The sequence below is a fragment of the Halomonas sediminis genome, assembly GCF_044871105.1.
Lineage (GTDB): Bacteria > Pseudomonadota > Gammaproteobacteria > Pseudomonadales > Halomonadaceae > Vreelandella > Vreelandella zhuhanensis.
The window spans coordinates 3,048,790-3,071,098 of sequence record NZ_CP085246.1 but is presented as its reverse complement, the minus strand read 5'-3'; the positions used below and the strand labels follow the sequence as shown (position 1 = coordinate 3,071,098).

The window sequence follows — 22,309 nt, the reverse complement described above, 5'->3', positions numbered from 1 at the left end:
TCGTAATACATGAGCGAGGCGGCCTGAGTGCCGCCTTTTTTGTAGGTAATCTATTGCCTGGGCTGATGAGGAGGCGGAAATTCTGTGGTTAAAGCCAAAAGCGCCTTTGTCTGTACCGAGTGCGGTGCGGAATATCGAAAATGGCAAGGGCAATGCAATAGTTGCCGAGAGTGGAACACTTTAAGTGAAGTGCGCCTGGCCAGCGCGCGTCCAGGAGGAGGCGCCGCGAATGCCTCGGGCCGAAATGGTTATACAGGAGATCTCTCCCGGGAGGTGGTGGATCTGGGAAGTGTCGACCTCAGCGAAGTCCCGAGACTGTCCTCCACCTTTGAAGAGTTTGACCGCGTCTTGGGTGGGGGACTGGTGCCTGGTTCAGCGGTACTGCTAGGGGGTAATCCCGGGGCAGGCAAGTCTACGCTGTTGCTGCAAACTGCCTGTAAATTGGCGCAGCAACGACGCATTCTATATGTCACCGGGGAAGAATCTTTATCCCAAGTCGCGATGCGCGCGCAGCGTCTGCAACTGCCCAGCCAAGGGCTGAAAATGCTGGCGGAAACCAGCGTGGAAACCATTCTGGCAGTGGCTGAGCGCGAACATCCCGAAATTCTGGTAATCGACTCTATCCAGACGATGCATCTGGAAGATATCAGCTCCACTCCCGGCGGTGTGGCTCAGGTGCGTGAGTCCGCCGCAGCCTTGACTCGCTTCGCCAAGCAGACTAATACCGTGCTGTTATTGGTCGGGCATGTAACCAAGGATGGCACCCTGGCCGGTCCCAAAGTGCTTGAGCACATGATCGATGCGTCCTTGTTGCTGGAGGGAGGCGCGGATTCGCGCTTTCGCACTCTGCGTGGTCAGAAGAATCGTTTTGGTGCGGTCAATGAGCTGGGCGTCTTTGCTATGCTTGAACAAGGGTTGAAAGAGGTCAAGAATCCCAGTGCCATCTTTCTTTCACGCAGCGAAGAACTGGCTTCCGGCAGCTTGGTAATGGTGGTCTGGGAGGGTACGCGCCCACTTCTGGTGGAGGTTCAGGCATTGCTGGACGACTCGGCATTGGGTAACCCACGCCGCGTTGCTGTTGGGCTGGACCATAATCGGCTGGCCATGCTGCTGGCGGTACTTCATCGCCATGGCGGCTTATTTACCGGCGATCAGGACGTCTTTCTCAATGTCGTAGGTGGCGTTAAAGTGCTGGAGACCAGCGCGGACCTGGCAGTATTGCTGGCAGTGGTTTCCAGCTTGCAGAACCGACCGCTTCCTCGTGAGCTGGTGGTGTTTGGCGAAGTCGGTCTATCGGGGGAGATTCGCCCAGTCCCCAGTGGCCAGGAACGTATCACTGAGGCGGCCAAGCATGGTTTTCAACGTGCCATCGTGCCGCGAGGTAACGCACCCAAGCGACCGCCAGCGGGCATGGAAGTCATTGCCGTGGATAAATTAAGCGATGCCCTCGAAGCGCTTTGACCGCTTTGGGAGAGTTGCAGCCTCGCAGATATTTTATTAGTAAGCCAAGGAGAGACACCATGAGCACTATCCGCTTGACTCAGTATAGCCACGGCGCCGGTTGCGGCTGCAAGATAGCGCCTGACGTGCTCGATGGTATTCTGGCCAAAGCTGGCCCTGGCGCCTCGCATAAGCGCCTGATAGTGGGTAATCAAGGCCGTGAAGATGCGGCAGTCTATGACTTGGGTGATGGTCGTGGAATGATTGCCACGACGGATTTCTTTATGCCGATTGTCGATGACCCCTTTGATTTCGGTCGTATCGCTGCGACCAATGCCATTAGCGACGTCTACGCCATGGGCGGAACGCCGATCATGGCCTTAGGAATTCTAGGTTGGCCGATCGAAAAACTCGGGGCTGATATCGCAGGGGATGTCGTGGCGGGAGCGCAGTCCGTATGCAGCGAGCTGGGTGTGGCACTGGCTGGTGGCCATTCGATCGATGCTCCCGAGCCGATGTTTGGACTCGCGGTCAACGGTTTGGTGGATCTTGAGCACCTCAAGCTTAATAGCGGCGCCAAGGCGGGAGATCTTTTATTTCTGACCAAGCCACTGGGTGTCGGTATGCTGACCACGGCCGAAAAAAAGGGCCTGCTTGAACCTGGGCACCATGGCTTGGCGCGTGAAACCATGCTGAAACCCAACACCATTGGTGTTGAGCTTGCCAAAGTCAAAGGCGTCAATGCCATGACCGATGTGACGGGATTCGGCTTAGCGGGGCATTTGGCGGAAGTGTGCAAGGCCAGTCATGTTGCGGCGCAAATTGATTTTCGTCGCCTTCCCAGGCTTGCCGAAGCGGAGGCCTATCGCCGCCAAGGCGCAGTGCCCGGGGGCAGTTTGCGCAATCGCAATGCCTTGGGTAACGCCCTACCTGCCATGGATGAGACCCATTGGCAATGGCTGTGTGACCCCCAGACTTCCGGCGGTCTATTGGTCAGTGTGGATCCTGCTTGGGAGGACGATGTAGAGCGCATCGGCCGAAAATTCGGTCTTGAGCTGCAGCCGTTCGGCAAGATGGTCGCCCAGGAAGGTGAGGCACTGATAAAGGTGCGCGGGTGAGTTTGCCATTGATCGAGCCGACGCTTGAGTTGTTGCGGGAAGCACGTCCCTTGATTGACGTTAGGGCACCGGTGGAGTTTTCCCAAGGAACGCTGCCGGGTGCCGTTAATTTACCCCTGATGGACGACGAGGAACGCCAACGCGTCGGCATCGAGTATAAGCAGCGAGGCCAGCAGGCGGCAATTTTTCTAGGCGAGCGGCTGGTCAGCGGGCAGCTCAAGGAAACCCGTGTTGAAGCATGGAAAACTTATGTAAAAGCGCATCCGGATGCGGTCATCTATTGCTTTCGTGGTGGGCTACGCTCACAGGTGGCTCAGCAATGGTTACAGGATGCCGGAGTGACGCGTCCGCGCATTCGGGGTGGTTGGAAAGCGATGCGTCACGCATTGTGCGCCCGTATTGATGCCGCGGCAGAACAGCCGATGTTAATAGTGGGAGGGCTTACCGGCTGCGCCAAGACTGTCTTGATTGAGCGTCTCGCCAATAGCCTGGACCTGGAGGCCTTCGCACGTCACAAAGGTTCGGCGTTTGGTCGTCACCCCTTTTCTCCCCCCTCCCAGATCGATTTCGAACATGCCATGGCCCGGCGATTGCTGTCGCTACCCGGCCCCCTCGTGCTTGAAGACGAATCCCGTCAGATTGGCACAGCCAATGTACCCCTGACGTTCTGGCGGGCCATGCAACAAGCGCCGCGTGTGCGCGTGGAAATGCCGCTGGATTGGCGGTTGGCGCAGATTCATCGGGATTATATCGATGAGCTTTGGGATATCTATGCCGGCCAATACGGGCCTTGGCTGGGTTGGACATTGATGCGCAAGCATCTGGTGACTGCATTGGGACGCCTGAAAAAACGTCTCGGTAGCGCACGTCTAGCACGCTTGCAGCGCCTTCAACAACTGGCCTTCCGTGAGCATGAACGAGGTAACCGTCAAGCGCATGAAGCCTGGCTGGCACCACTCCTCACGGAATATTACGACCCCATGTATCGCTATCAGCTGAATAAACACGAGGATGCGCCCCCCGTGGTGCATGTTGGCGATTGGGACAGCTGTCTGGCGGTGGCGCGCGAGTGGAGTGCTGCCAGACAGTAGGTTGCGTTTACTCAGTTCGCGCGTAGCCATTGGCTGAGTAAACGATCCAGCAAGGGTGCGAGCTGGTCGAAGCGCCGAGGCTCGGCGAGAATCTCTTGAGGCGTTTGTACAAAAGCACTCGTATCGCTGCCTTCCGGAAAAGAAAGGTGGGCAATACGCTCGCGAATATTGAGCTGGGTGATTTCCAGATGACATAACAAGCCGACCACGCGCCCCGCATCCCAGGCAAACCCCTGCAAGGGGGCTGCCTGGCTGCCGCCGAGTGGTAACGCATCTTCGGGCAAGCTGAAAACATTACGGTGCCACATGAAAGCCTGAAAACGCTCAGGTAGATCGAAAGGGCTTTCATCAGCCAACTCGACCTCATGCCAGCCAAGTTCGGCAAAGGTGCCGGGAGCCACTACCGCGCCCAGTTCGCTGGCGATCAGTTGGGCGCCCAAGCCGATACCCAACAAGGGTTTTCGTCCATCCAAACAGCGATTGATGAGTTTATCTTCTGCCTTGAACCACGTGGGTGGATGGCTGAGGAACTCTTCCGGCCCATCGAGAACGATCAGCGCGTCGCACTCGCCTGGGCGGGGTGTCAATTCTCCCGCATAGAGATGAAATACGGTGTAACTATGCCCCATACTGGTTAGCCAGTCGGTTAAACGGGCGGGGCCATGGTCAGGGCCGTGCTGTAGTAGATGAATATGCATGGTAATCTCCTCGCCGGCCGTATACTCATTTAAGCATTGGGGATCACCCAACCGCCTGTATTGACGATAACGTACCGACTACTTTTCACCAAAATTTCGTATAAGAAGCTTCAGGAATTCAGCATGGTGTCCAAACCCCAAGGATTTTATCAGCGGCTGCAAGAGCTCCCATTGCCAGCCCAGCAAGCCTTTATGGCGGCGCTATGCGAGCGTTTGCTGCCCAATTACGCCCTGTATGAGCAAACCACGGGACAGGGTGATGGTCATACCCTGCAAACCGTGCTGAGTTTGGTTTGGGAGCGGCTGAATGTGCCTAATGCCAGCATCGACTTTGCCCGCCAAGCGGAAAAGCTAGCCGAATGCGAGCCGCCCGAAGGGGATGATAGCTTTGGCGCTCGGCGGGCTCTGGATGCTGTGGTATCTGTTTCGGCACTGCTGGATACGCTACAAGACGAGTCTCCAGAGGCCGTACTAGATGTTAGCCGTACATCACGTGCGGGCGTACGCGCGTTTATAGAGCTCACCGAAGGCGAGGTCGATGCTCAGGCATTGGCGTTGATTATCCGGGATCATCCATTGATGGCCGACGAGAACGACTTCCAAGACGCCGTATTGGAAGTCGTAAGCGAACCGTTGGATAAAGCGGTATTAAAAGAAGCTCGCAAGCTAGGACGCAATGGCGGAATCAGTAATCTGGGGCTTTCACTGGATTAGCTGTTGAGTCTCAGAGCCGCATCTCGATGCCACGTTCGGCCATGTAGCGTTTGGCTTCGGGAATGGTGTACTCACCAAAGTGGAAAATGCTCGCGGCGAGTACCGCATCCGCGCCGCCTTTGGTAACACCTTCGACCAGGTGATCCAAGTTGCCCACCCCGCCGGAAGCGATCACCGGTACCGTCACCGCCTCACTGATGGCATACGTGACTCCAAGATCGAAACCTATCTTGGTGCCGTCACGGTCCATGCTGGTCAACAGTAGCTCACCGGCGCCGTATTCGACCATCTTCCTGGCCCATTCCACGGCATCTAGCCCCGTCGGGCGACGGCCGCCATGGGTGAAGATTTCCCAGCGCGGCGTTTCCCCTTCAAGGGAAACTCGCTTGGCATCGATAGCCACGACAATGCATTGGCTGCCGAAACGATCGGCGGCTTCGCGCACGAACTCGGGATTATTCACCGCTGCGGTATTGATCGAAACCTTATCGGCACCGGCATTGAGCATGGTACGAATATCGTCACAGCTGCGAATGCCACCGCCCACCGTCAGAGGAATGAACACTTCTCCGGCAATGCGTTCGACCATTTCCACCGTCGTATCGCGGTCTTCATGGCTGGCGGTAATGTCGAGGAAGGTGATCTCATCGGCCCCTTGCTGATTGTAGCGTTGAGCAATTTCCACCGGGTCACCGGCATCGCGGATACCGATGAAATTGACACCCTTGACCACGCGACCGGCATCGACGTCCAGGCAGGGAATGATACGTTTGGCCAGGCTCATGAAACGCCCCCTGATTGGGTAAGTTGATCGCTTAGGCGCTGGGCTTCGGCCACGTCCAGCGTACCTTCGTAGATCGCCCGCCCGGTAATGGCGCCGAGAATTCCATCCTTGGCCACGGCGCTCAGCGCGCGGATGTCATCGAGATTGGTCACTCCGCCGGAGGCGATTACCGGCAATCCTCCCATTCGAGCAAGCTCGGCGGTCGCTTCGACATTGACGCCGCCCATCATGCCATCACGAGCGATATCGGTGTAGACGATGCTGGAGACGCCATCATCGGCGAAACGCTTGGCAAGCTCCGTGGCCTTGACCGTGGAGACCTCGGCCCAGCCGTCGGTGGCCACAAAACCATCCTTGGCATCCAGCCCTACGATGACATGGCCGGGAAAGGCGCGGCACATCTCGCCAACGAATGCCGGTTCCTTGACTGCCTTGGTGCCGATAATGACGTAGGAAACGCCGGCATTGAGGTAATGCTCGATAGTGGCGGCAGTGCGGATGCCACCACCGATCTGGATGGGCAAGTCCGGGTAGGCGCGGGCAATGGCGGTCACCGCCTCGCCGTTGACCGGTTTGCCTTCAAAGGCGCCGTTGAGATCGACCAAGTGCAGGCGTCGGGCACCGGCTTCCACCCAGCGAGCCGCCATCGCAACCGGATCATCGCCGTAGGCGGTAGCGTCTTCCATACGGCCTTGCTTGAGCCGGACGCACTGGCCGTCCTTGAGATCAATCGCGGGAATAACCAACATGAATAAATCCTCTCGGGTGCCCAATGGGTCTAGCGCCGTTCAGGGCGCCCAGTTGACAAAGTTTTCCAGCAATTTCAGGCCGGCGCGGGAGCTTTTTTCGGGATGGAACTGCACGGCGAAGGTCGCTTCATGGCCAATCGCCACATGAGCACTGACCTTACCGTACCCCGTGGTTCCGAAAATCTTGGTTTCGTCGGTCAGGTCGGCATAGTAACTGTGCACGAAATAAAAGTGCTCTTGGGAATCGATCCCTTCCCATAGTGGGTGGGACTGGTTCTGGTGAACCAGGTTCCACCCCATGTGCGGCACCTTCAGGCGTTGCCCGCGATCATCGCGCATATCGGTGGGAAAACGTCTGACCTCACCCGCGAAAAAGCCCAGGCAGGGAATGCCGCCATTCTCTTCGCTATGCTCCAGCAACATTTGCTGACCGACGCAAATGCCCAGCAACGGCTTGGCTTGACGCTTTAGAATATCTTCCACCAACCCACGTAGTTCCGTGCGCTCCAATTCTCCGATGCAGTCACGCATGGCGCCCTGGCCGGGCAGCACCAGACGGGTGGCGCCTAGAATACAGCGTGGGTCGCGGGTAATGATGACATTTTCGTGAGTAACGTGCTCAAGCGCCTTGGCGACGGAATGCAGGTTGCCCATTCCATAATCGATCACGGCAATGGTCATACGGCGCTCCTGGTTGATAGTGTGACGGCTGACATTACAGGCTCCCCTTGGTGGAAGGCATTTGCCCCGCCATGCGCGCATCCGGGGCAACGGCCATGCGTAGCGCACGCCCGAATGCCTTGAAGATGGTTTCGGCCTGATGATGGGCATTGAAGCCTTTCAGGTTGTCGATATGTAACGTGACGCGAGCATGATTGACGAAACCTTGAAAGAACTCCCAGAACAGTTGAGTGTCCAGACGTCCGATGGTGGCGCGCGTGAAATCGACGTTCATGTATAGACCGGGGCGGCCGGAAAAGTCGATGACCACTCGGGAAAGCGCTTCGTCGAGCGGCACGTAGGCATGGCCATAGCGATAAATACCGCGTTTGTCGCCGATGGCTTCGGCAAAGGCTTGCCCCAAGGTGATGCCCAGGTCTTCCACGGTATGGTGATCGTCGATATGCAGATCCCCGATGGCGTTGATATCCAAGTCGATCAGGCCGTGGCGTGCTACCTGGTCGAGCATGTGATCCAGAAAGGGAACGCCGGTTTCACAATTCAAGCGGCCTTCTCCGTCAAGGTTGACGGTGACGGTGATCTGGGTTTCCTGGGTATCACGGCTTACCGTGGCGATACGCTCTGACATGTTACATCTCCTGCGCCGAAGCGCCTTCAAGGTGTCGGCCAGCGTACTGTAGCGTGAGTGCCGGCCGGGCGAGCAAGGTGAAGTCTATCGGCAAAGCGGACATTATAGTGAATCGGCCTGCCCATCCGCTACAATGCAGCGAGTGAGTCCGCCCCCCGCCAACGACAAAAATGGCAGCCAGGCTGCTTTTGGCCAAGAGGAATGCACCATGCCGGTGACGCTTCAGTATGTCGACCAGATGAGCTGGGAGGCTGATGCCCAGATTCGACTGGATATCGTCCGAATCTATCGTGATGCACCGCCGGACCGGATGGCGTGTCATGTTGAATCCTTCATCGAACGCCATTTGAAGGACGGACATTGCTTCGCCTGTGCGCATTTCAATGACCGGCTTCTAGGTGCCGTGGCTATTACCGCTGAAGCCGACGCTTTATGGCTGACGGACCTCTGTGTGCGCAAGATTACACGGCGAAGAGGCGTGGGTTCGCGCCTGATGGCCCTGTTGGCTGAGCAGGCGGCGAGTGAAGGCAAGGTGTTGCGTATTGCCACCCACTCGTTGCCCTTGGCGGACCGGGTACTGCTTTCTCGGTTGGGCTATCGGCCTATTCCTCGTGTTTCAGATCCCAATGCGGGCGAGCAAGAGCCGAGCCAACCGATCGCCAGTGATTATGTCGAGCTGGATCCACAAGGAAAAGGGTAAAAGGTTAATGAAGCGATTATTGAGAATCTTGCTGGCGGCAGTAGGAATGCTAGCCATTGTAGCCGTTGGTGCAGTGGTTTACGTTACGACATTTTTAGATCCTGAAGATTTCAAGCCACGTCTCACTGCAGTGGTGCAAGAACATACCGGGTTGGAACTGGCGTTGGAAGGGCCGCTTTCCTGGTCGTTTTATCCGCGCATCGGGGTCAGTGTAGAAAATGCCCAGGCATGGTTGCCCGAACAGGAGAATAACGAAGAGGCTTTTGCAGCGATTAATCGTGCCGAGGTGAGCCTGGCTTTTGCCCCCTTGTTACGCGGGGAAATCGCAGTGGATGGCCTGACCCTTGAAGGGTTGCGCTTGAATCTGGAGCGTGACGCCGAAGGTGAAGGTAACTGGGAGCCCTTGATCGAACGGCTTGCTGAGAGTGAAGAAGACGCTGAAACCGTGCTTGCTCCCGCGAGTGCCGGTCCCAATACAGATGCCGGTAACCTGACGGTGGTACTCAATATTGCCAGTGTCGAAGTCAGAAAAGCGGATATTCGCTTTCGCGATGAGATGACGAATAGACTTCTGCATTTTCAACAGATGAATATTTCCGGAAGCAACGTCAATCCAGTGCGTGCGTTTCCTCTGAAAGCCATGTTCACCTTGACGTCGCACAACCGGCTGGATGCCGAAAAGCTTGAGCGTAGCCCGGACCTTACAACTGAAGTAAACCTGGAAACGCGTCTCAAGCTGGCACTTGCCGAACGGCGCTATGTGTTGGAAAACACTACCCTGACTACGCGCTCACGACGCCAGGAAGAGAGCGAAGTCCAACAGGTGGATTTTCGGGCCGCCGAGATTGTGGCCAATTTGTCCTCACAGCAGCTCAGCGTTCTTGAGGGTAACATCGAAGCGAGCTTGCGCCATTCTGAAAATTGGCAGGGAGCGCTGACGCTTTCCCTGGCTTATGGCTTGGAAGGGGATTGGCAGGCAGAGACCGCGCGGCTCAAGAACCTCCAATTGACCGGCCCCGACGGTTTGCGTCTGAGTGGTCATCTCAACCTGGAAGAAGTGCGCCAAGCGCCGCGTTATCACGGCCAGCTCAACATGGCACCCTTTAATCTGCGTCCATGGTTAAAGCGTGCGGGTATCGAGCTGAAAACCGCCAACGAAGCAGCGCTGTCCGATGTGGCATTGACGAGTCCCATCGAAGGTGACATGCAACAACTAGCCTTCAGCGGACTTTCCTTGGTAGTGGATAACGGGACGTATACCGGCCGTTTAGAGGTAGGTCTGGAGGGTGAGCGTCTGTCCTTCAATTTGGAAGGCGATGAGTTGAACCTGGACAGTTACCTACCGCCTGCCAATGATAACTCCCAAGCCAGCCGTGTGGTGGGTGTGTCGACAGCCCTCGCCAATGAACCCTCCAATCCCGCCGAGTTATTGCCACAGCGTTGGCTGTCCGGGTTGACCCTGGAAGGAGCGCTTTCCATTGAACAGTTGATATTGGGTGGGCTGGACTTTACCCAGACCGAACTAGCCATGGACGGCGAGCCCGGGCTGCATCGATTGAGTGCATTCAACGCTGCTTTTTACGGCGGTCAGTTGAGCGCTACCGGGCGCCTGGATAGCCGAGATACTATTTTGCAATGGGCATTGCAACCGAGTGTTTCAAGAGTACAGGTGGACGCCTTGCTTGAAGCCCTCAGTGAAGAGGCTTCTCCTATAGGGGGTCGTGTAGAACTGGAAGGAGACCTTACCTCAAGGGGCAATACCCGCGATTCACTGGTGCGCCATTTAAACGGCACGATTGACGCCCGGCTTAGCGACGGTGCGATACTCGATATCAACGTCTCGCGCGAAGTATGCGAGCTCGTGGCCCAACTTGAAGGCGAAGGCACCGCCCGTGAATGGCATAGCGACACGCGCTTTGAACGTTTTGATGCCACTTTCGATGTAAGCAACGGGTTGATACAAAGTAAAGACCTGCTGATTGCCTTGCCGGGCATTCAAGTACAGGGAGAAGGAGAGTTCGATCTCAATAGCCTGCGTTTCGATGCCCGTGCCAATACCCGTATTGTAAATACCGCTGATGCCGCTTGCCGTGTCAGCCCTCAGCTTGAACGTCTCACGTTACCGGTTCGCTGTGAAGGGCATGTCAATGACGCGCGCGATCAATGGTGCCGGTTTGATCGAAATGCCTTTCAAGACTCGCTGACGGAGCTTCTACGTACTGAAGCCGGTGAACGGATCAATAAAGAGGTTGAAGGTCGCATGGACGATGCGCTTGAACGGTTGGACGAGAAACTGGGTGAAGGAGCCGCTGAAGAAATTCGCGACGGTTTACGGCGCTTGTTTAACTGAAACAAAGTGAGCATCTGAAAAAGTGAGTGCTTGAAAATAGGTTTCGTGCCGGCTTGAAGGCCGGCACTGTTTTATAGCAGTGGGTTTTCGAGAGTGGTGCCATAACGCGAGGAGACAGCATGGCTCAGGAACCGGCGCCGATCATGGCGCCTGCTACATTTCAACAGCGGTTGCTGCACTGGTTCGATCAATACGGCAGACATGACTTACCTTGGCAACAGCCACGGACAGCCTACCGGGTCTGGGTGTCGGAAATCATGTTGCAGCAAACCCAAGTTGCCACCGTGATTGGCTATTTCGACCGTTTCATGACGCGCTTTCCCACCTTGGAGATGTTAGCGAAGGCCGATCAGGACGAAGTGCTGCACTTATGGACGGGCCTGGGTTATTACGCACGTGCGCGCAATCTGCACCGGGCTGCGCGCATTGTTGTTGCGCAACATGACGGCGAGATGCCCCTTGAAAGCGTCGAGACATTGACAGCTCTCCCAGGTATAGGTCGGTCAACTGCCGGTGCGATTATTGCTCAGAGTGCCGGACGGCGTGCAGTGATTCTTGATGGCAATGTCAAACGTTCGCTTAGCCGGCTACATGCGGTAGAGGGCTGGCCGGGCAAGCCTGCGGTGGAGCGCCGGTTATGGGCGTTGGCGGACCACTATACCCCCCAACGCCGAGTTGCCGATTACACCCAGGCGATGATGGATTTCGGGGCCACCCTGTGCCGGCGTAGCCAGCCTGAGTGCGGACGTTGTCCTTTTCAGCAAGAGTGCCTCGCCTATGCTCGCCATGAAACACATTGTTTTCCGGTTTCCAAACCCAAGAAGGCATTGCCGGTACGCCAGACTCTGATGTTGGTGCTACAGGATGCCAGGAGCCGCATATGGCTGGAACAGAGGCCGCCAGCAGGATTATGGGGAGGACTCTGGAGCCTGCCTCAGTTCGAGGAGGAGTCCCAGCTGTGGGAGTGGCTTGCTCAGCACACGATCAATCCGTCACTCGGCTCCGCGGAGCCAATGTTTACCCATACCTTCAGTCATTTTCGTCTGGAAATTACCCCGCGACCGGCGGAGTGCGATACGCTGAATGAAGTAAGAGAAGGCGGTGTCTGGTACGACCTGGAACGACCGCCGGAACTAGGGTTGGCGGCCCCGGTAAAAGCGCTGCTTGAGCGCCAGCTACCGTTTGCCCTTAACCCACTGCCGGGCCATGCCTGAGATGTCGCACCGCATAAACAGCAAGGAGAGATTCATGAGCCAAACGGTATTTTGCCGTAAGTATCAGCAAGACTTGGAAGCATTGCCGTTTCCGCCCTTACCGGGCAAGAAAGGTCAGGAGATCCAAGCCACCGTCTCCAAAAAAGCTTGGGATGAATGGCAGGCCTTGCAGACACGCCTGATCAATGAAAAACATCTCAACATGCTTGAGCCCGAAGCGCGAGCCTACCTGATGGAACAGATGGAGCGCTTTCTTGATAATCAAGAAACCGATCAGGCGGAGGGTTACGTCCCGCGCGAGAAATGAACGGAACGCAGGACAGGAGTAAAGTTGCACAAAAGTGTTGACGAAGAACCGGATTTTTAGTTTAATACGCACCGTTGGCAGCGGCCAGATAGCTCAGTCGGTAGAGCAGGGGATTGAAAATCCCCGTGTCGGCGGTTCGATTCCGTCTCTGGCCACCACACTGCTGGGGTATAGCCAAGTGGTAAGGCACCGGTTTTTGGTATCGGCATTCCCAGGTTCGAGTCCTGGTACCCCAGCCATCGTCAACACAGAATTTAGAGTTGGAACTGTGTGACGTTCCGGCTTTGTAAAGTGCAAAAGCCGACATAGCTCAGTTGGTAGAGCAACTGACTTGTAATCAGTAGGTCCCGGGTTCGACTCCTGGTGTCGGCACCAAGAAAAACCTGATAACTCAATGAGTTACAGAAGAAGAAATAACCGCCCTCGATGGCGGTTTTTTTGTGTTTGTCTACAAAGTGTCCACACATTGATTGAAGGCAGCATTCCAAGCATGGCCGGACGGAATAAATATTACTTTCTCCGCTCGTTTGGTTAGAACATCTTTAGCTGAAATTCCTCGTTCCTGGCGCATCTCATAACGTGAGTTAATGTTTTTTAGGCGAAAGCTCCCTAGCGTAGTAGCTGAGTCACAGAAGACTCTACGCATCTCCATTAGCTGTTGCTGAGTTCATGCAGTTACATATCCTGTCGATGAAATTCGTTGAGCCCAGGCTTTTTGGATGCTTGATGAAAAAAGGACAACGTAAGGTAAAGCGTCAGAGAGAAAGTGGCGTAGGCCTTGCGTGGCATTGTTTTTAGAAACAACTGACTGGCGGATGTATGACAAACCGACAAGGAGTTGAGCAAGATGCCATTGCCAAAGACATCACTCAGATTTTCTACCCAGAAACAGTACACGGAAACGTCCGATTTGCTGGCTTGGCAGAACACCGACGTGCGCTCGCCGGACCCTTATCCCACGCGGCTTTCTCGCCCGCCTGAATCGCTCTGGTTAAAGCGTCGCGAAGAGGTGGTCAAGGGGCAAGCACTTCCCGGTCCCTTCACCCAAGCGCAGCTGGATGAGTTTGAAGAGAAAGGCTTTCTATTTTTGCCCAATTTTGTCAGCGGGAAAGAGCTTGAAGGCCTGCGTGAAGAATTACGGTATTTAATGCGCCATGAGGATTACCCGGGGCGTGATTTCAGTGTTACCGAGCCGCAAGGCAAGGAAATTCGCTCCCTGTTTGCGGTACATTTCCTCTCGGAGCGGTTGAGCCAGTTGGCGCGTGACAAGCGTTTGACGGATAGAGTGGAGCAGATACTCGGCGGCGAGGCGTATGTGCATCAGTCCCGGATCAACTACAAGCCGGGGTTTGCGGGTAAAGGATTTAGCTGGCATTCGGACTTTGAAACCTGGCATGCCGAAGATGGTATGCCGGCCATGCATGCGGTAAGTGCCTCCTTGATTCTTACCGATAATCATCACTTCAACGGCCCTTTGATGCTGGTTCCCGGCTCACACAAGGTATTCGTGCCATGCCTGGGAGAAACGCCGCAAGACAACTACCGTAACTCCCTCAAAAATCAGCAAGCCGGGGTGCCGAACAATGAAGCACTTACCCGGCTGATTGAGGCAGGGGGTGGCATCGAAGCGGCGACGGGGGAAGCGGGAGGACTGTTATTGTTTGATTGCAACGTCTTGCATGCCTCCAATGCCAATATGTCGCCGGATCCGCGTAGCAATGCGTTCTTTGTTTATAATCGGGTGGATAACCGCTGCCAGAAACCCTTTGCCGCGAGACAGTCGCGGCCACGCTTTCTGGCGCATGAACCGGGCGAGTGCTGGCACGCCTGATACATCGGTGGTGGCGAATTACCTGCCGGGCTGTGGAACCTTGTCTCAGGTGGAGTAGACTGTTGCGTCCGTCGTCATGAGCGCGGCCGTATAATGATAAGGAGGCTACCCACCATGCACTTTGTTCCACAGTTTACCGATGGCCAGGTGTTCCCCCACGCCTTGGGCAAAATCGTCTGCGTGGGTCGCAATTACTCTGACCACGCCAAGGAATTGAACAATCCGATACCCACCGAGCCGCTTTTGTTCATCAAGCCGTCAACCAGTGCGGTGGATCTAACGGAAACGCTGGACCCACCGTTTGCACGTGGGAGCGTGCATTACGAAGTTGAGTTGGCGCTGTTGATAGGCGAAACATTGACTCAGGCCAGTAGTGACGAAGCCGAGCGAGCGATTGTCGGGATTGGCTTGGCCCTCGACCTTACCTTGCGGGACAAGCAGAGCCAGTTGAAGGAAAAGGGACATCCCTGGGAAGTCGCCAAAGGATTTGACGGTGCCTGCCCGCTGTCTGCCTTCTTGCCGCTGTCGCGGGTGCCCAACTGGAATGCCTTGGCCTTCAGCTTGGAAATCAATGGCGAAGAACGCCAGCACGGGGAAGGCTCGGACATGCTGTTTTCAGTGCCGATACTGGTGGCCGAAATGAGCCGCCACTTCACCCTGCAGCCCGGTGATGTCATTCTCACCGGCACCCCCGCGGGTGTCGGTGAGTTGCCGCGGGGTGCCGAGTTGCGTCTATCCTTGACCGGAGGACTTGACGTGGCCACGAGAGTGATCGAATAAGGCGTTTCACTCCAGGTAGGTGTAACCCTCGAGGCTCTCACCCAAGTCGGCGAGCAGGCGGGCCTGCTCGGTGTCAGGCAACCGGCTTGCAGCGAGCTGTTGGGCAAGCTTGGCCTTGAGTGCTTCGGCATCGAAATTCACGTAGGCCAAGACATCGGCCACGGTATCCCCAGCCAAGGGGTTGGAGAGTACCCAGTCGCCATTATTATCAAGGGCGGCATCAATGGAATCGGTATCGCCGAAGAGGTTATGCAGGTCGCCGAGAATTTCCTGGTAAGCCCCGACCAGAAAAAATCCGAGCAAGCGCTCGTCAGCGTTTTTCCATTCGGGTAGCGGAAGGGTGCTTTCCACCCCTTGGCCATCGACGTAGCTATCGATTCTCCCGTCGGAATCACAGGTGATGTCCTGAATCACCGCGCGCCGGGTGGGCTCCTTATCCAGCCCGGTCAACGGTAGTACCGGAAATATCTGTTCGATTCCCCACACATCGGGCACCGACTGAAACAGTGAGAAGTTGACGAATAGCTTGTCGGCGAGCTTTTCGGCGAGCTCGTCGGCAATTTCACGATGGGCACGGTTACGCGTATCGAGTTTGGCGCGCAGTCGCACACAGGCGGCGAGGTAGACGCCTTCGCCTTCGGCGCGAGCGGAAATATCGCTCAGGCCCATCACGAAGCGTTCCTGTAGCTCACTGACGGTTTGCAGCAGGTCGTGCCAGGCTTCCGCCAGGACGCGAGGTTCCTGATCGTCGGCCAGACGCTCGTAAACTTGCCACAGCTCGGCGACGTGAATATCGTCGGCCAGGCGCTTTTCAGGCGGAGACTCGGCAATGCGCTCTTCACCGATAACATTGGTGATCAACACCGCATGATGGGCCGTCAAGGCCCGGCCGGACTCGCTGATCAAATGGGGGTGCGGTAGATTTTCTTCGCGACACAGCTGGGCAAAAGCGGTCACCACATTTCGCGCATATTCCCGCATCGAATAGTTGGCTGAACAGAAGCTGCGCGAACGCGTGCCTTCGTAGTCGATACCCAAGCCACCCCCTACGTCGACGCTGTCGATGGGTGCGCCCAAGGCGAGCAGGTTCTGATAGAAACGCGCGCATTCGCGCAGGCCGCGTTGGATATCGCGGATATTGGCAATCTGCGACCCCAGATGAAAATGCACCAACTGCAGGCTACCCAAGGCATCCTGTTCGCGTAGGGTTTCCACCACCTTGAGAATCTGGGCGGCGGTAAGGCCGAACTTGGATTTCTCGCCGCCGGTATTCTGCCATTTACCCTTGCCAACCGAGGCCAGGCGTGCCCGCAGTCCGATACGCGGCGTGACGCCCAGGCGTTGCCCTTCTTCCAGGATCATCTCCAGTTCGGAGAGCTTTTCCACGACCAGATATACCCGGTGGCCGAGCTTTTCTCCCAGCAAGGCCAGGCGGATATATTCGCGATCTTTGTAACCGTTGCACACGATCAAGGAGGAGCCTTCGCTGGAAAGTGCCAATACCGCCAGCAACTCCGGCTTGCTACCCGCCTCCAGACCGACTCGGCCCTTACCGCGCTCGGTAGTGGCCAGAATTTCTTCCACCACCCGGCGCTGCTGGTTGACCTTGATCGGATAGACGGCGGTATAACCTCCCTGATAGTCGGTATCCGCCATGGCGCTATCGAAGGCCGCACAGAGTTGCTCGACACGGTCATGCAGGATATCGCTGAAGCGCACCAGAACCGGCAAGCGCAAGCCGGCGGCCTTGAGCTGTTTCACCAAGGCGGCCAATGGCAATGCCGGGCCTTGGATGTCGCTACCCAGGGGCCGCACCAGGGCATCGCCCTGGTCGTTGACATCGAAATAGCCGCTGCCCCATTGGTCGATATTCCAGGTGCGGCGGGCGCGTTGTGCAGGGCCGGAAGCGGATGCCATGAAACTCATGAAGGTGCCTCTGGAAGGGGAAGGGCGCCGTGGGCCAGGCGCGACGTCAGGATGGTGCGAAAGCGCTCGGGGTCGTGGGGGGTCAGATCATGCGCCGGTGGGTCGACGTAGATCACCAGCAGCCGCGAAAGCCAGTAACGCAATGCCGTCATGCGCAGCATCACCGGCCACACTGCCCGCTCATCCGCGTTCAGCGGCCGACGTGCCTGATAAGCCTGTAAGATGGCATCGTGGCGTTCTTCATTCAGATGCCCATCGTCCTGGGTAGCCCAGTCATTGATGACAATGGCCAGATCGAACAGCAGGTCGCCGGTACAGCCATTATAAAAATCGATGATGCCGCCGAGTTTGTCGCCTTCGAACAGGGTGTTATCCCGGAATAGATCGCCGTGCAGCGCGCCCTGGGGCAGCACCGGATGCTCGATAAAAGCGCTCTCGAAGGCGTCGACCTCATCTTTCATCAGGTTCTGGTCGTCCGGGCTCAAGTAGATCAGCACCTTATGATGCATGGCACGCATCCAGTGCAAGTCGCGAGGGTTCGGGCGATGGCCGGGAAAATGCTGAGAGATGACATGCATGCGTCCCAGCGTATCGCCCAGTGCCTGACATTGGTTCAGGTTGGGTGCCTCAGGATGACGCCCCGGAAGCCGCGGGAACAGTAGCGCTGGTTTTCCGGCCAGGCTATGCAAGGCAATGCCTTCACGGTCATGGATGGTGCCGGGAACCGGCAGCCGGTGCTCGTCGAGGTAGTCGAGCAGGTCCACGAAAAATGGCAGTTCCTCGTGCTCGCCCTGTTCAAACAGGGTAAGCACCAGTTCACGACGGTCAGTGGTGACAAAAAACGTGGAATTTTCCGTACCGCCGGCCACGCCTTTAAGCGTTGTCAGAGTGCCGACGTCGAAGCTTTCCAGAAACGCTGCGACCTGTGCGTCGCCAAGCGGAGTGAATACAGCCATGAGAATCTCGCCCAGGTTGCTAAGCCGGCTATTGTAGCGGCTAGCTCCTTGAGTTGGCAGCACTGTGTTGCATCTCGATGCAGGGATTCAGATGACGGTTGACGCTGCAGGCTGTGACATCAGCGCGTATCATGAGCGCATTATTCTCCCTGTATTGACGGATCTTGTTTATGGCCAGCGTCCCTATCGTTCTTGTTGATGGCTCATCCTATCTATACCGCGCCTTTCATGCTTTGCCACCGCTGATGACCTCCGACGGCCAGCCGACCGGTGCTGTCAAAGGTGTGCTCAATATGCTCAAGCGCTTGATCAAGGACTACCCGAACAGTCCCATGGCCGTGGTGTTCGATGCTCCCGGCAAGACATTCCGCGATGATCTCTATGCCGACTACAAGGCACACCGTCCACCGATGCCGGATGACCTGCGTAGCCAAGTTGAGCCCCTGCATGCCTGCGTCAAGGCACTGGGCTTGCCGCTTTTATGTATCGAAGGGGTCGAGGCCGACGACGTTATCGGGACTCTTGCCCACCAAGCCACCCAGGCCGGGCGCGAGGCGGTGATCTCCACCGGTGACAAGGACATGGCACAGTTGGTCAATGAGCATATTACCTTGGTCAACACCATGAAGAACGAAACATTGGACGTGGCCGGAGTAAAGGAAAAATTCGGCCTGCCGCCAGAGCTGATCATCGATTACCTGGCCTTGATGGGGGATAAGGTCGACAACATTCCCGGCGTGCCCGGTGTGGGGGGGAAGACGGCGCTGGGTTTGTTGCAGGGTATCGGCGGCGGGCTGGAAGCCATCTACGCCGACCTGGAAAAGGTCAAGACGTTGGACTTTCGAGGTGCCAAGACCCTTCCCAAGAAGCTCGAGGCCCATCGCGACCAGGCATTCCTGTCGTATCAGCTTGCTACCATCAAGACCGATTGCGACTTGCCGGTGGGGCTGGATGATCTTGACATTGCGCACCCGGATCGGGAAGCACTGATGAAGCGTTACCGCGAGCTGGAATTCAAGGCCTGGCTTGGCGAGTTGCTGGAAGGCAAGGATGAAGGCGTGGATGATGTGGCGGGCGGCAAGCCGGTGCCGGGGGTAGCCAAGGAGGGGGGTAGCGCAACGCCCAATGCTGGCACGAGTTCCACGTCCAGTCAGCGCCTCGATCAGGTGATCGTGACTCAGCGCAAATTGGATACCTGGCTTGCGCGTCTGGAGGCCGCGGATAGCTTCTGCTTCGACTTGGAAACTACCAGCCTCAATTACATGGAAGCGGAAATTGTCGGGGTGGGGCTGGCGCTTGAAGCCGGTGAGGCAGCCTATATTCCGCTGGCGCATGATTACCTGGACGTGCCCGCCCAGCTTGATCGCCAGGCGGTGCTAGCCGCGCTCAAACCGTTATGGGAAAGTCCCGCCAGAACCAAGATCGGTCAAAATCTCAAGTACGACATTTCGGTGTTGGCCAATTACGCCATTGACGTGGTCGGGCCATTCGCCGATACCATGCTGGCCTCTTACGTGCTCAATTCCACCGCCACGCGACATGACATGGATTCTCTCGCCCTGCAGTATCTGGGCGAAAAGACCACCACATTCGAAGAGGTTGCCGGCAAGGGTGCCAAGCAGCTCACCTTCAATCAGGTCGCTCTGGAACAGGCGGTGCCTTATGCCTGCGAGGATGTGGATATCACCCTGCGGCTTCAGCACGAATTGCGTCCCCGCCTGGAAGCGCAAGGGCGCCTTGCGCAGGTGCTCGATGATCTGGAGTTGCCGTTGATCAAGGTACTCTCGCGTATCGAGCGCAACGGGGTGGCCCTGGATACCGAGCGCTTGCATGAGCAGAGCCTGCAGTTGACCGAACGTATTCGTGAGCTGGAACTCAAGGCCCATGAGTTGGCAGGGCGTGAATTCAACCTGGGCTCGCCCAAGCAGTTGGCCCAGATCCTGTTTGAGGAACTGAAAATTCCCGCCAACAAGAAAACCCCCAAGGGAGCGCCTTCCACGGCCGAAGCGGTACTCGAAGAGCTGGCGCTGGATTACCCTCTGCCCAAGGTGATCATGGAGCATCGCGGCTTGGCCAAGCTGAAATCGACCTATACCGATAAGCTGCCGCGTTTGATCAACAAGGCCACCGGCCGGGTGCATACCAGCTATCACCAGGCGATCACCGCGACAGGGCGTTTGTCGTCCTCGGACCCTAATCTGCAGAACATACCCATTCGCAGCGAAGAGGGTCGCAAGATTCGTCAGGCCTTCGTGGCGCGCCCCGGCTACCAGATAGTGGCCGCGGATTATTCTCAGATAGAGCTGCGCATCATGGCGCATCTTTCCGAAGACAAGGGGTTGCTCGATGCCTTTGCCGAGGGGCGCGATATTCACAGCGCAACCGCCGCGGAAGTGTTCGGTGTGGCACTGGACAAGGTCAGCGGTGACCAGCGCCGCAGCGCCAAGGCCATCAATTTCGGGCTGATCTATGGCATGAGTGCCTGGGGGTTATCGCGTCAGTTACACATCGAGCGCAACCAGGCCCAGACCTACATTGACCGCTATTTCGACCGTTATCCCGGTGTGGCGCGCTACATGGACCGGATTCGAGCTCAGGCGGCAGCGGATGGTTTCGTGGAAACCGTGTCCGGCCGCCGCCTGTATCTGCCGGAAATTCACGCCCAGAACCGTAATCGTCGCCTAGGTGCCGAACGTATGGCGATTAACGCTCCCATGCAAGGCACCGCTGCGGATATCATCAAGCGCGCCATGATCGACATTCATGCCTGGCTCGCAAAAGAAAACATTCAAGCCCTGATGGTCATGCAGGTTCACGATGAACTAGTGTTTGAAGTGGCTGATGCTCAAGTCGCGGACTTTATCGACGAAGTCAAAACACGCATGCAGCACGCCGCTCAGCTAAGCGTTCCCCTGCTGGTGGAAGCGCAAAGTGGCGCCAACTGGGATGAGGCGCACTAGGGCTGTCTCAAAAGGGCCTGTTTCTCAAGCGCGCTTGTTCCAAACAAAAGGCCCGCAGATTGCTCTGCGGGCCTTTTGACGAACCGGTAAGGTCTAGCGCTTAGCGCCAGCCGACACGGTCGAAAATGCGCACGGCTTCAGGATTGTTTTCACCCAGGATGCTGATATTCAGCTCATCTCGCTTGAAGTCGCCCCAGGATTCCAGTACCTCAGCTTTTTCCACGCCTTCCACGACCGGGAATTCATTGTTGCCGGCAGCGAAGATTTCCTGAGCGTCGTCGGATGCCAGAAACTCCAGGAAGCGAACAGCATTGTCATGATGCGGTGCATCTTTCACTACACCGGCACCGCCAACGTTAATGTGAGTGCCGCGGCCATCCTGGTTGGGGAAGATGATGCCGACTTTCTCAGCAGCTTCACGGTCAGCCTCGTTGTCGGATTCCAGCAGGCGTACGTAATAGTAGTGGTTGGCAACCGCCAGGTCGCACTCGCCGCTGGCCACGCCACGAATCTGGTCCGTGTCGCCACCTTGCGGCTGGCGAGCCATGTTGTCGACCACGCCTTGCACCCATTCTTGGGCACCTTCTTCACCATGGTGCGCGATCATGGAGGCGAGGAGCGACTGATTGTAGATATTGTTTGAGGAACGAATGCAGACCTGGCCTTCGAATTTGGGATCGGCGAGATCTTCGTAGCGAGTGATTTCGCTGGGATCGATGGCATCGCGGTTATAGAAGATAACGCGAGCGCGCTGGCTGAAACCAAACCATTTGCCTTCCGGGTGACGCATGGCTTCAGGCAGGCGCTCGTTGAGAACCTCGGATTCGATGCCTTCGAAGATGCCATCCTGTTCGGCGCGCCACAAGCGGCCAGCATCCACGGTCATCATCACATCAGCGGGACTAGCCGCGCCTTCACGCAGAATACGTTCGATAAGTTGGTCGGAATCGCCTTCGAGAATGTTGACCTCGATACCAGTTTCTTCGGTGAACGCATCATACAATGCTTGATCAGAGTCGTAGTGGCGCGCGGAGTAGAGGTTCACTTCCTCGGCGGATGCATTGGTGGCAAAAGCAGCGCCGGTGATCAGGGCCGCGAACGGCAGGACGAGACGAGAGTGCGTGAACATTGTAAGCCTCTTGGTAATGGGTATTGAATGTTGAATGATAATACGTTGCATTCGATTTTGCTATTGAAGCGCTTTGTCTCCTATCTTGTCAACTATGTCCTGCGCACGAAAATGATATGAGTCAGTTTTCGCTCAGCTAATAAGCGGGGACTCCTAAAAGCGCTCTGTGTTGTGTAAATGTAAATGGGAGTACAATCGCAACGTATTTACGAACGTTTCGCGTTATCATGGAAAGCAACATTTCTCTCGTACA

At 56.5% G+C, this 22,309-nt stretch carries 19 protein-coding genes and 3 tRNA genes; 14 read left to right on the top strand and 8 right to left on the bottom strand.

Going from position 1 to position 22,309, the window contains the following annotated elements:
- Positions 1-84 precede the first annotated feature (84 nt).
- Genes radA through mnmH form a run of 3 tightly spaced genes read left to right on the top strand, consistent with a single transcriptional unit; the run spans position 85 to position 3,649 of the window.
- Positions 85-1,461, top strand: a complete 1,377-nt coding sequence (gene radA / locus LG290_RS14485; protein ID WP_499835399.1) for a DNA repair protein RadA — start codon at positions 85-87, stop codon at positions 1,459-1,461.
- A gap of 59 nt (positions 1,462-1,520) precedes the next feature.
- The gene (gene selD / locus LG290_RS14480; RefSeq protein ID WP_160419000.1) at positions 1,521-2,558 is read left to right on the top strand and encodes a selenide, water dikinase SelD; all 1,038 of its coding nucleotides are present in this window, start codon (positions 1,521-1,523) and stop codon (positions 2,556-2,558) included.
- Positions 2,555-3,649: a tRNA 2-selenouridine(34) synthase MnmH gene (gene mnmH, locus LG290_RS14475; RefSeq protein WP_499835398.1), complete on the top strand. Its 1,095-nt coding sequence runs from the start codon at positions 2,555-2,557 to the stop codon at positions 3,647-3,649. The genes selD and mnmH overlap by 4 nt, the downstream gene beginning before the upstream one ends.
- Positions 3,650-3,660: 11 nt before the next feature.
- Here mnmH and LG290_RS14470 read toward each other — a convergent pair whose 3' ends face one another.
- The gene (locus LG290_RS14470) at positions 3,661-4,347 is read right to left on the bottom strand and encodes a type 1 glutamine amidotransferase (protein ID WP_499835397.1); all 687 of its coding nucleotides are present in this window, start codon (positions 4,345-4,347) and stop codon (positions 3,661-3,663) included.
- 123 nt (positions 4,348-4,470) lie between these two features.
- Between LG290_RS14470 and LG290_RS14465 the strand changes: the two genes are divergently transcribed.
- Positions 4,471-5,061, top strand: coding sequence for a YjaG family protein (locus LG290_RS14465; RefSeq protein ID WP_499835396.1), 591 nt, complete (start codon positions 4,471-4,473; stop codon positions 5,059-5,061).
- Between the two features lie 10 nt (positions 5,062-5,071).
- Here the strand turns inward: LG290_RS14465 and hisF are convergent, their stop codons facing one another.
- From hisF to hisB, 4 genes are read right to left on the bottom strand one after another with little or no spacing between them, the layout of a single operon-like run.
- Positions 5,072-5,845: an imidazole glycerol phosphate synthase subunit HisF gene (gene hisF / locus LG290_RS14460; protein WP_499835395.1), complete on the bottom strand. Its 774-nt coding sequence runs from the start codon at positions 5,843-5,845 to the stop codon at positions 5,072-5,074.
- Positions 5,842-6,594: a 1-(5-phosphoribosyl)-5-[(5-phosphoribosylamino)methylideneamino]imidazole-4-carboxamide isomerase gene (hisA, locus tag LG290_RS14455; protein ID WP_160419005.1), complete on the bottom strand. Its 753-nt coding sequence runs from the start codon at positions 6,592-6,594 to the stop codon at positions 5,842-5,844. The genes hisF and hisA overlap by 4 nt, the downstream gene beginning before the upstream one ends.
- Before the next feature lie 39 nt (positions 6,595-6,633).
- On the bottom strand, positions 6,634-7,275 hold the full coding sequence (gene hisH, locus LG290_RS14450) for an imidazole glycerol phosphate synthase subunit HisH (RefSeq protein WP_499835394.1): 642 nt from the start codon (positions 7,273-7,275) through the stop codon (positions 6,634-6,636).
- A gap of 34 nt (positions 7,276-7,309) precedes the next feature.
- Positions 7,310-7,903, bottom strand: coding sequence for an imidazoleglycerol-phosphate dehydratase HisB (gene hisB, locus LG290_RS14445; RefSeq protein ID WP_499835393.1), 594 nt, complete (start codon positions 7,901-7,903; stop codon positions 7,310-7,312).
- Positions 7,904-8,111: 208 nt separating this feature from the next.
- Here hisB and LG290_RS14440 point away from each other — a divergent pair, with 208 nt between their 5' ends.
- The 9 genes from LG290_RS14440 to LG290_RS14400 all read left to right on the top strand — a co-directional run bounded on the left by LG290_RS14440 (position 8,112) and on the right by LG290_RS14400 (position 15,085).
- The gene (locus LG290_RS14440) at positions 8,112-8,603 is read left to right on the top strand and encodes an acetyl-CoA sensor PanZ family protein (RefSeq protein ID WP_499835392.1); all 492 of its coding nucleotides are present in this window, start codon (positions 8,112-8,114) and stop codon (positions 8,601-8,603) included.
- Between the two features lie 7 nt (positions 8,604-8,610).
- On the top strand, positions 8,611-10,953 hold the full coding sequence (locus tag LG290_RS14435; protein WP_499835391.1) for an AsmA family protein: 2,343 nt from the start codon (positions 8,611-8,613) through the stop codon (positions 10,951-10,953).
- Between the two features lie 119 nt (positions 10,954-11,072).
- Positions 11,073-12,167, top strand: coding sequence for an A/G-specific adenine glycosylase (gene mutY / locus LG290_RS14430; RefSeq protein ID WP_499835390.1), 1,095 nt, complete (start codon positions 11,073-11,075; stop codon positions 12,165-12,167).
- Between the two features lie 34 nt (positions 12,168-12,201).
- Entirely contained in the window at positions 12,202-12,474 is a 273-nt protein-coding gene (locus tag LG290_RS14425; RefSeq protein WP_160419011.1) for an oxidative damage protection protein, read from the top strand.
- A gap of 82 nt (positions 12,475-12,556) precedes the next feature.
- Positions 12,557-12,632 (top strand) — tRNA-Phe (locus tag LG290_RS14420).
- 6 nt (positions 12,633-12,638) lie between these two features.
- A tRNA-Gln gene (locus LG290_RS14415) sits at positions 12,639-12,713 on the top strand.
- A 60-nt stretch (positions 12,714-12,773) separates the two neighbouring features.
- Positions 12,774-12,849: transfer RNA gene (locus tag LG290_RS14410), tRNA-Thr, on the top strand.
- Positions 12,850-13,321: 472 nt separating this feature from the next.
- Entirely contained in the window at positions 13,322-14,305 is a 984-nt protein-coding gene (gene thpD / locus LG290_RS14405; protein WP_499835389.1) for an ectoine hydroxylase, read from the top strand.
- Positions 14,306-14,419: 114 nt separating this feature from the next.
- Entirely contained in the window at positions 14,420-15,085 is a 666-nt protein-coding gene (locus LG290_RS14400) for a fumarylacetoacetate hydrolase family protein (protein WP_499835388.1), read from the top strand.
- Positions 15,086-15,091: 6 nt separating this feature from the next.
- Here LG290_RS14400 and speA read toward each other — a convergent pair whose 3' ends face one another.
- Both speA and LG290_RS14390 read right to left on the bottom strand, forming a co-directional pair.
- The gene (gene speA / locus LG290_RS14395) at positions 15,092-17,011 is read right to left on the bottom strand and encodes a biosynthetic arginine decarboxylase (protein WP_160419014.1); all 1,920 of its coding nucleotides are present in this window, start codon (positions 17,009-17,011) and stop codon (positions 15,092-15,094) included.
- Positions 17,008-17,967, bottom strand: a complete 960-nt coding sequence (locus LG290_RS14390) for a homoserine kinase (protein ID WP_499835387.1) — start codon at positions 17,965-17,967, stop codon at positions 17,008-17,010. Before LG290_RS14390 ends, speA begins: the two co-directional genes overlap by 4 nt.
- Before the next feature lie 170 nt (positions 17,968-18,137).
- Between LG290_RS14390 and polA the strand changes: the two genes are divergently transcribed.
- Positions 18,138-20,927, top strand: coding sequence for a DNA polymerase I (polA, locus tag LG290_RS14385; protein ID WP_499835386.1), 2,790 nt, complete (start codon positions 18,138-18,140; stop codon positions 20,925-20,927).
- A 100-nt stretch (positions 20,928-21,027) separates the two neighbouring features.
- Here polA and LG290_RS14380 read toward each other — a convergent pair whose 3' ends face one another.
- Positions 21,028-22,056 (bottom strand): Fe(3+) ABC transporter substrate-binding protein, encoded by a 1,029-nt coding sequence (locus tag LG290_RS14380; RefSeq protein ID WP_499835385.1) that lies wholly within the window; start codon positions 22,054-22,056, stop codon positions 21,028-21,030.
- Positions 22,057-22,309: the final 253 nt, after the last annotated feature.

Bases quoted from the DNA above. Each gene is read 5' to 3' on its own strand.
- selD (WP_160419000.1), top strand. From the start codon at position 1,521: ATGAGCACTATCCGCTTGACTCAGTATAGCCACGGCGCCGGTTGCGGC.
- LG290_RS14470 (WP_499835397.1), bottom strand. From the start codon at position 4,347: ATGCATATTCATCTACTACAGCACGGCCCTGACCATGGCCCCGCCCGT.
- LG290_RS14465 (WP_499835396.1), top strand. From the start codon at position 4,471: ATGGTGTCCAAACCCCAAGGATTTTATCAGCGGCTGCAAGAGCTCCCA.
- hisF (WP_499835395.1), bottom strand. From the start codon at position 5,845: ATGAGCCTGGCCAAACGTATCATTCCCTGCCTGGACGTCGATGCCGGT.
- hisA (WP_160419005.1), bottom strand. From the start codon at position 6,594: ATGTTGGTTATTCCCGCGATTGATCTCAAGGACGGCCAGTGCGTCCGG.
- hisH (WP_499835394.1), bottom strand. From the start codon at position 7,275: ATGACCATTGCCGTGATCGATTATGGAATGGGCAACCTGCATTCCGTC.
- hisB (WP_499835393.1), bottom strand. From the start codon at position 7,903: ATGTCAGAGCGTATCGCCACGGTAAGCCGTGATACCCAGGAAACCCAG.
- LG290_RS14440 (WP_499835392.1), top strand. From the start codon at position 8,112: ATGCCGGTGACGCTTCAGTATGTCGACCAGATGAGCTGGGAGGCTGAT.
- LG290_RS14435 (WP_499835391.1), top strand. From the start codon at position 8,611: ATGAAGCGATTATTGAGAATCTTGCTGGCGGCAGTAGGAATGCTAGCC.
- mutY (WP_499835390.1), top strand. From the start codon at position 11,073: ATGGCTCAGGAACCGGCGCCGATCATGGCGCCTGCTACATTTCAACAG.
- LG290_RS14425 (WP_160419011.1), top strand. From the start codon at position 12,202: ATGAGCCAAACGGTATTTTGCCGTAAGTATCAGCAAGACTTGGAAGCA.
- thpD (WP_499835389.1), top strand. From the start codon at position 13,322: ATGCCATTGCCAAAGACATCACTCAGATTTTCTACCCAGAAACAGTAC.
- LG290_RS14400 (WP_499835388.1), top strand. From the start codon at position 14,420: ATGCACTTTGTTCCACAGTTTACCGATGGCCAGGTGTTCCCCCACGCC.
- speA (WP_160419014.1), bottom strand. From the start codon at position 17,011: ATGAGTTTCATGGCATCCGCTTCCGGCCCTGCACAACGCGCCCGCCGC.
- LG290_RS14390 (WP_499835387.1), bottom strand. From the start codon at position 17,967: ATGGCTGTATTCACTCCGCTTGGCGACGCACAGGTCGCAGCGTTTCTG.
- polA (WP_499835386.1), top strand. From the start codon at position 18,138: ATGGCCAGCGTCCCTATCGTTCTTGTTGATGGCTCATCCTATCTATAC.
- LG290_RS14380 (WP_499835385.1), bottom strand. From the start codon at position 22,056: ATGTTCACGCACTCTCGTCTCGTCCTGCCGTTCGCGGCCCTGATCACC.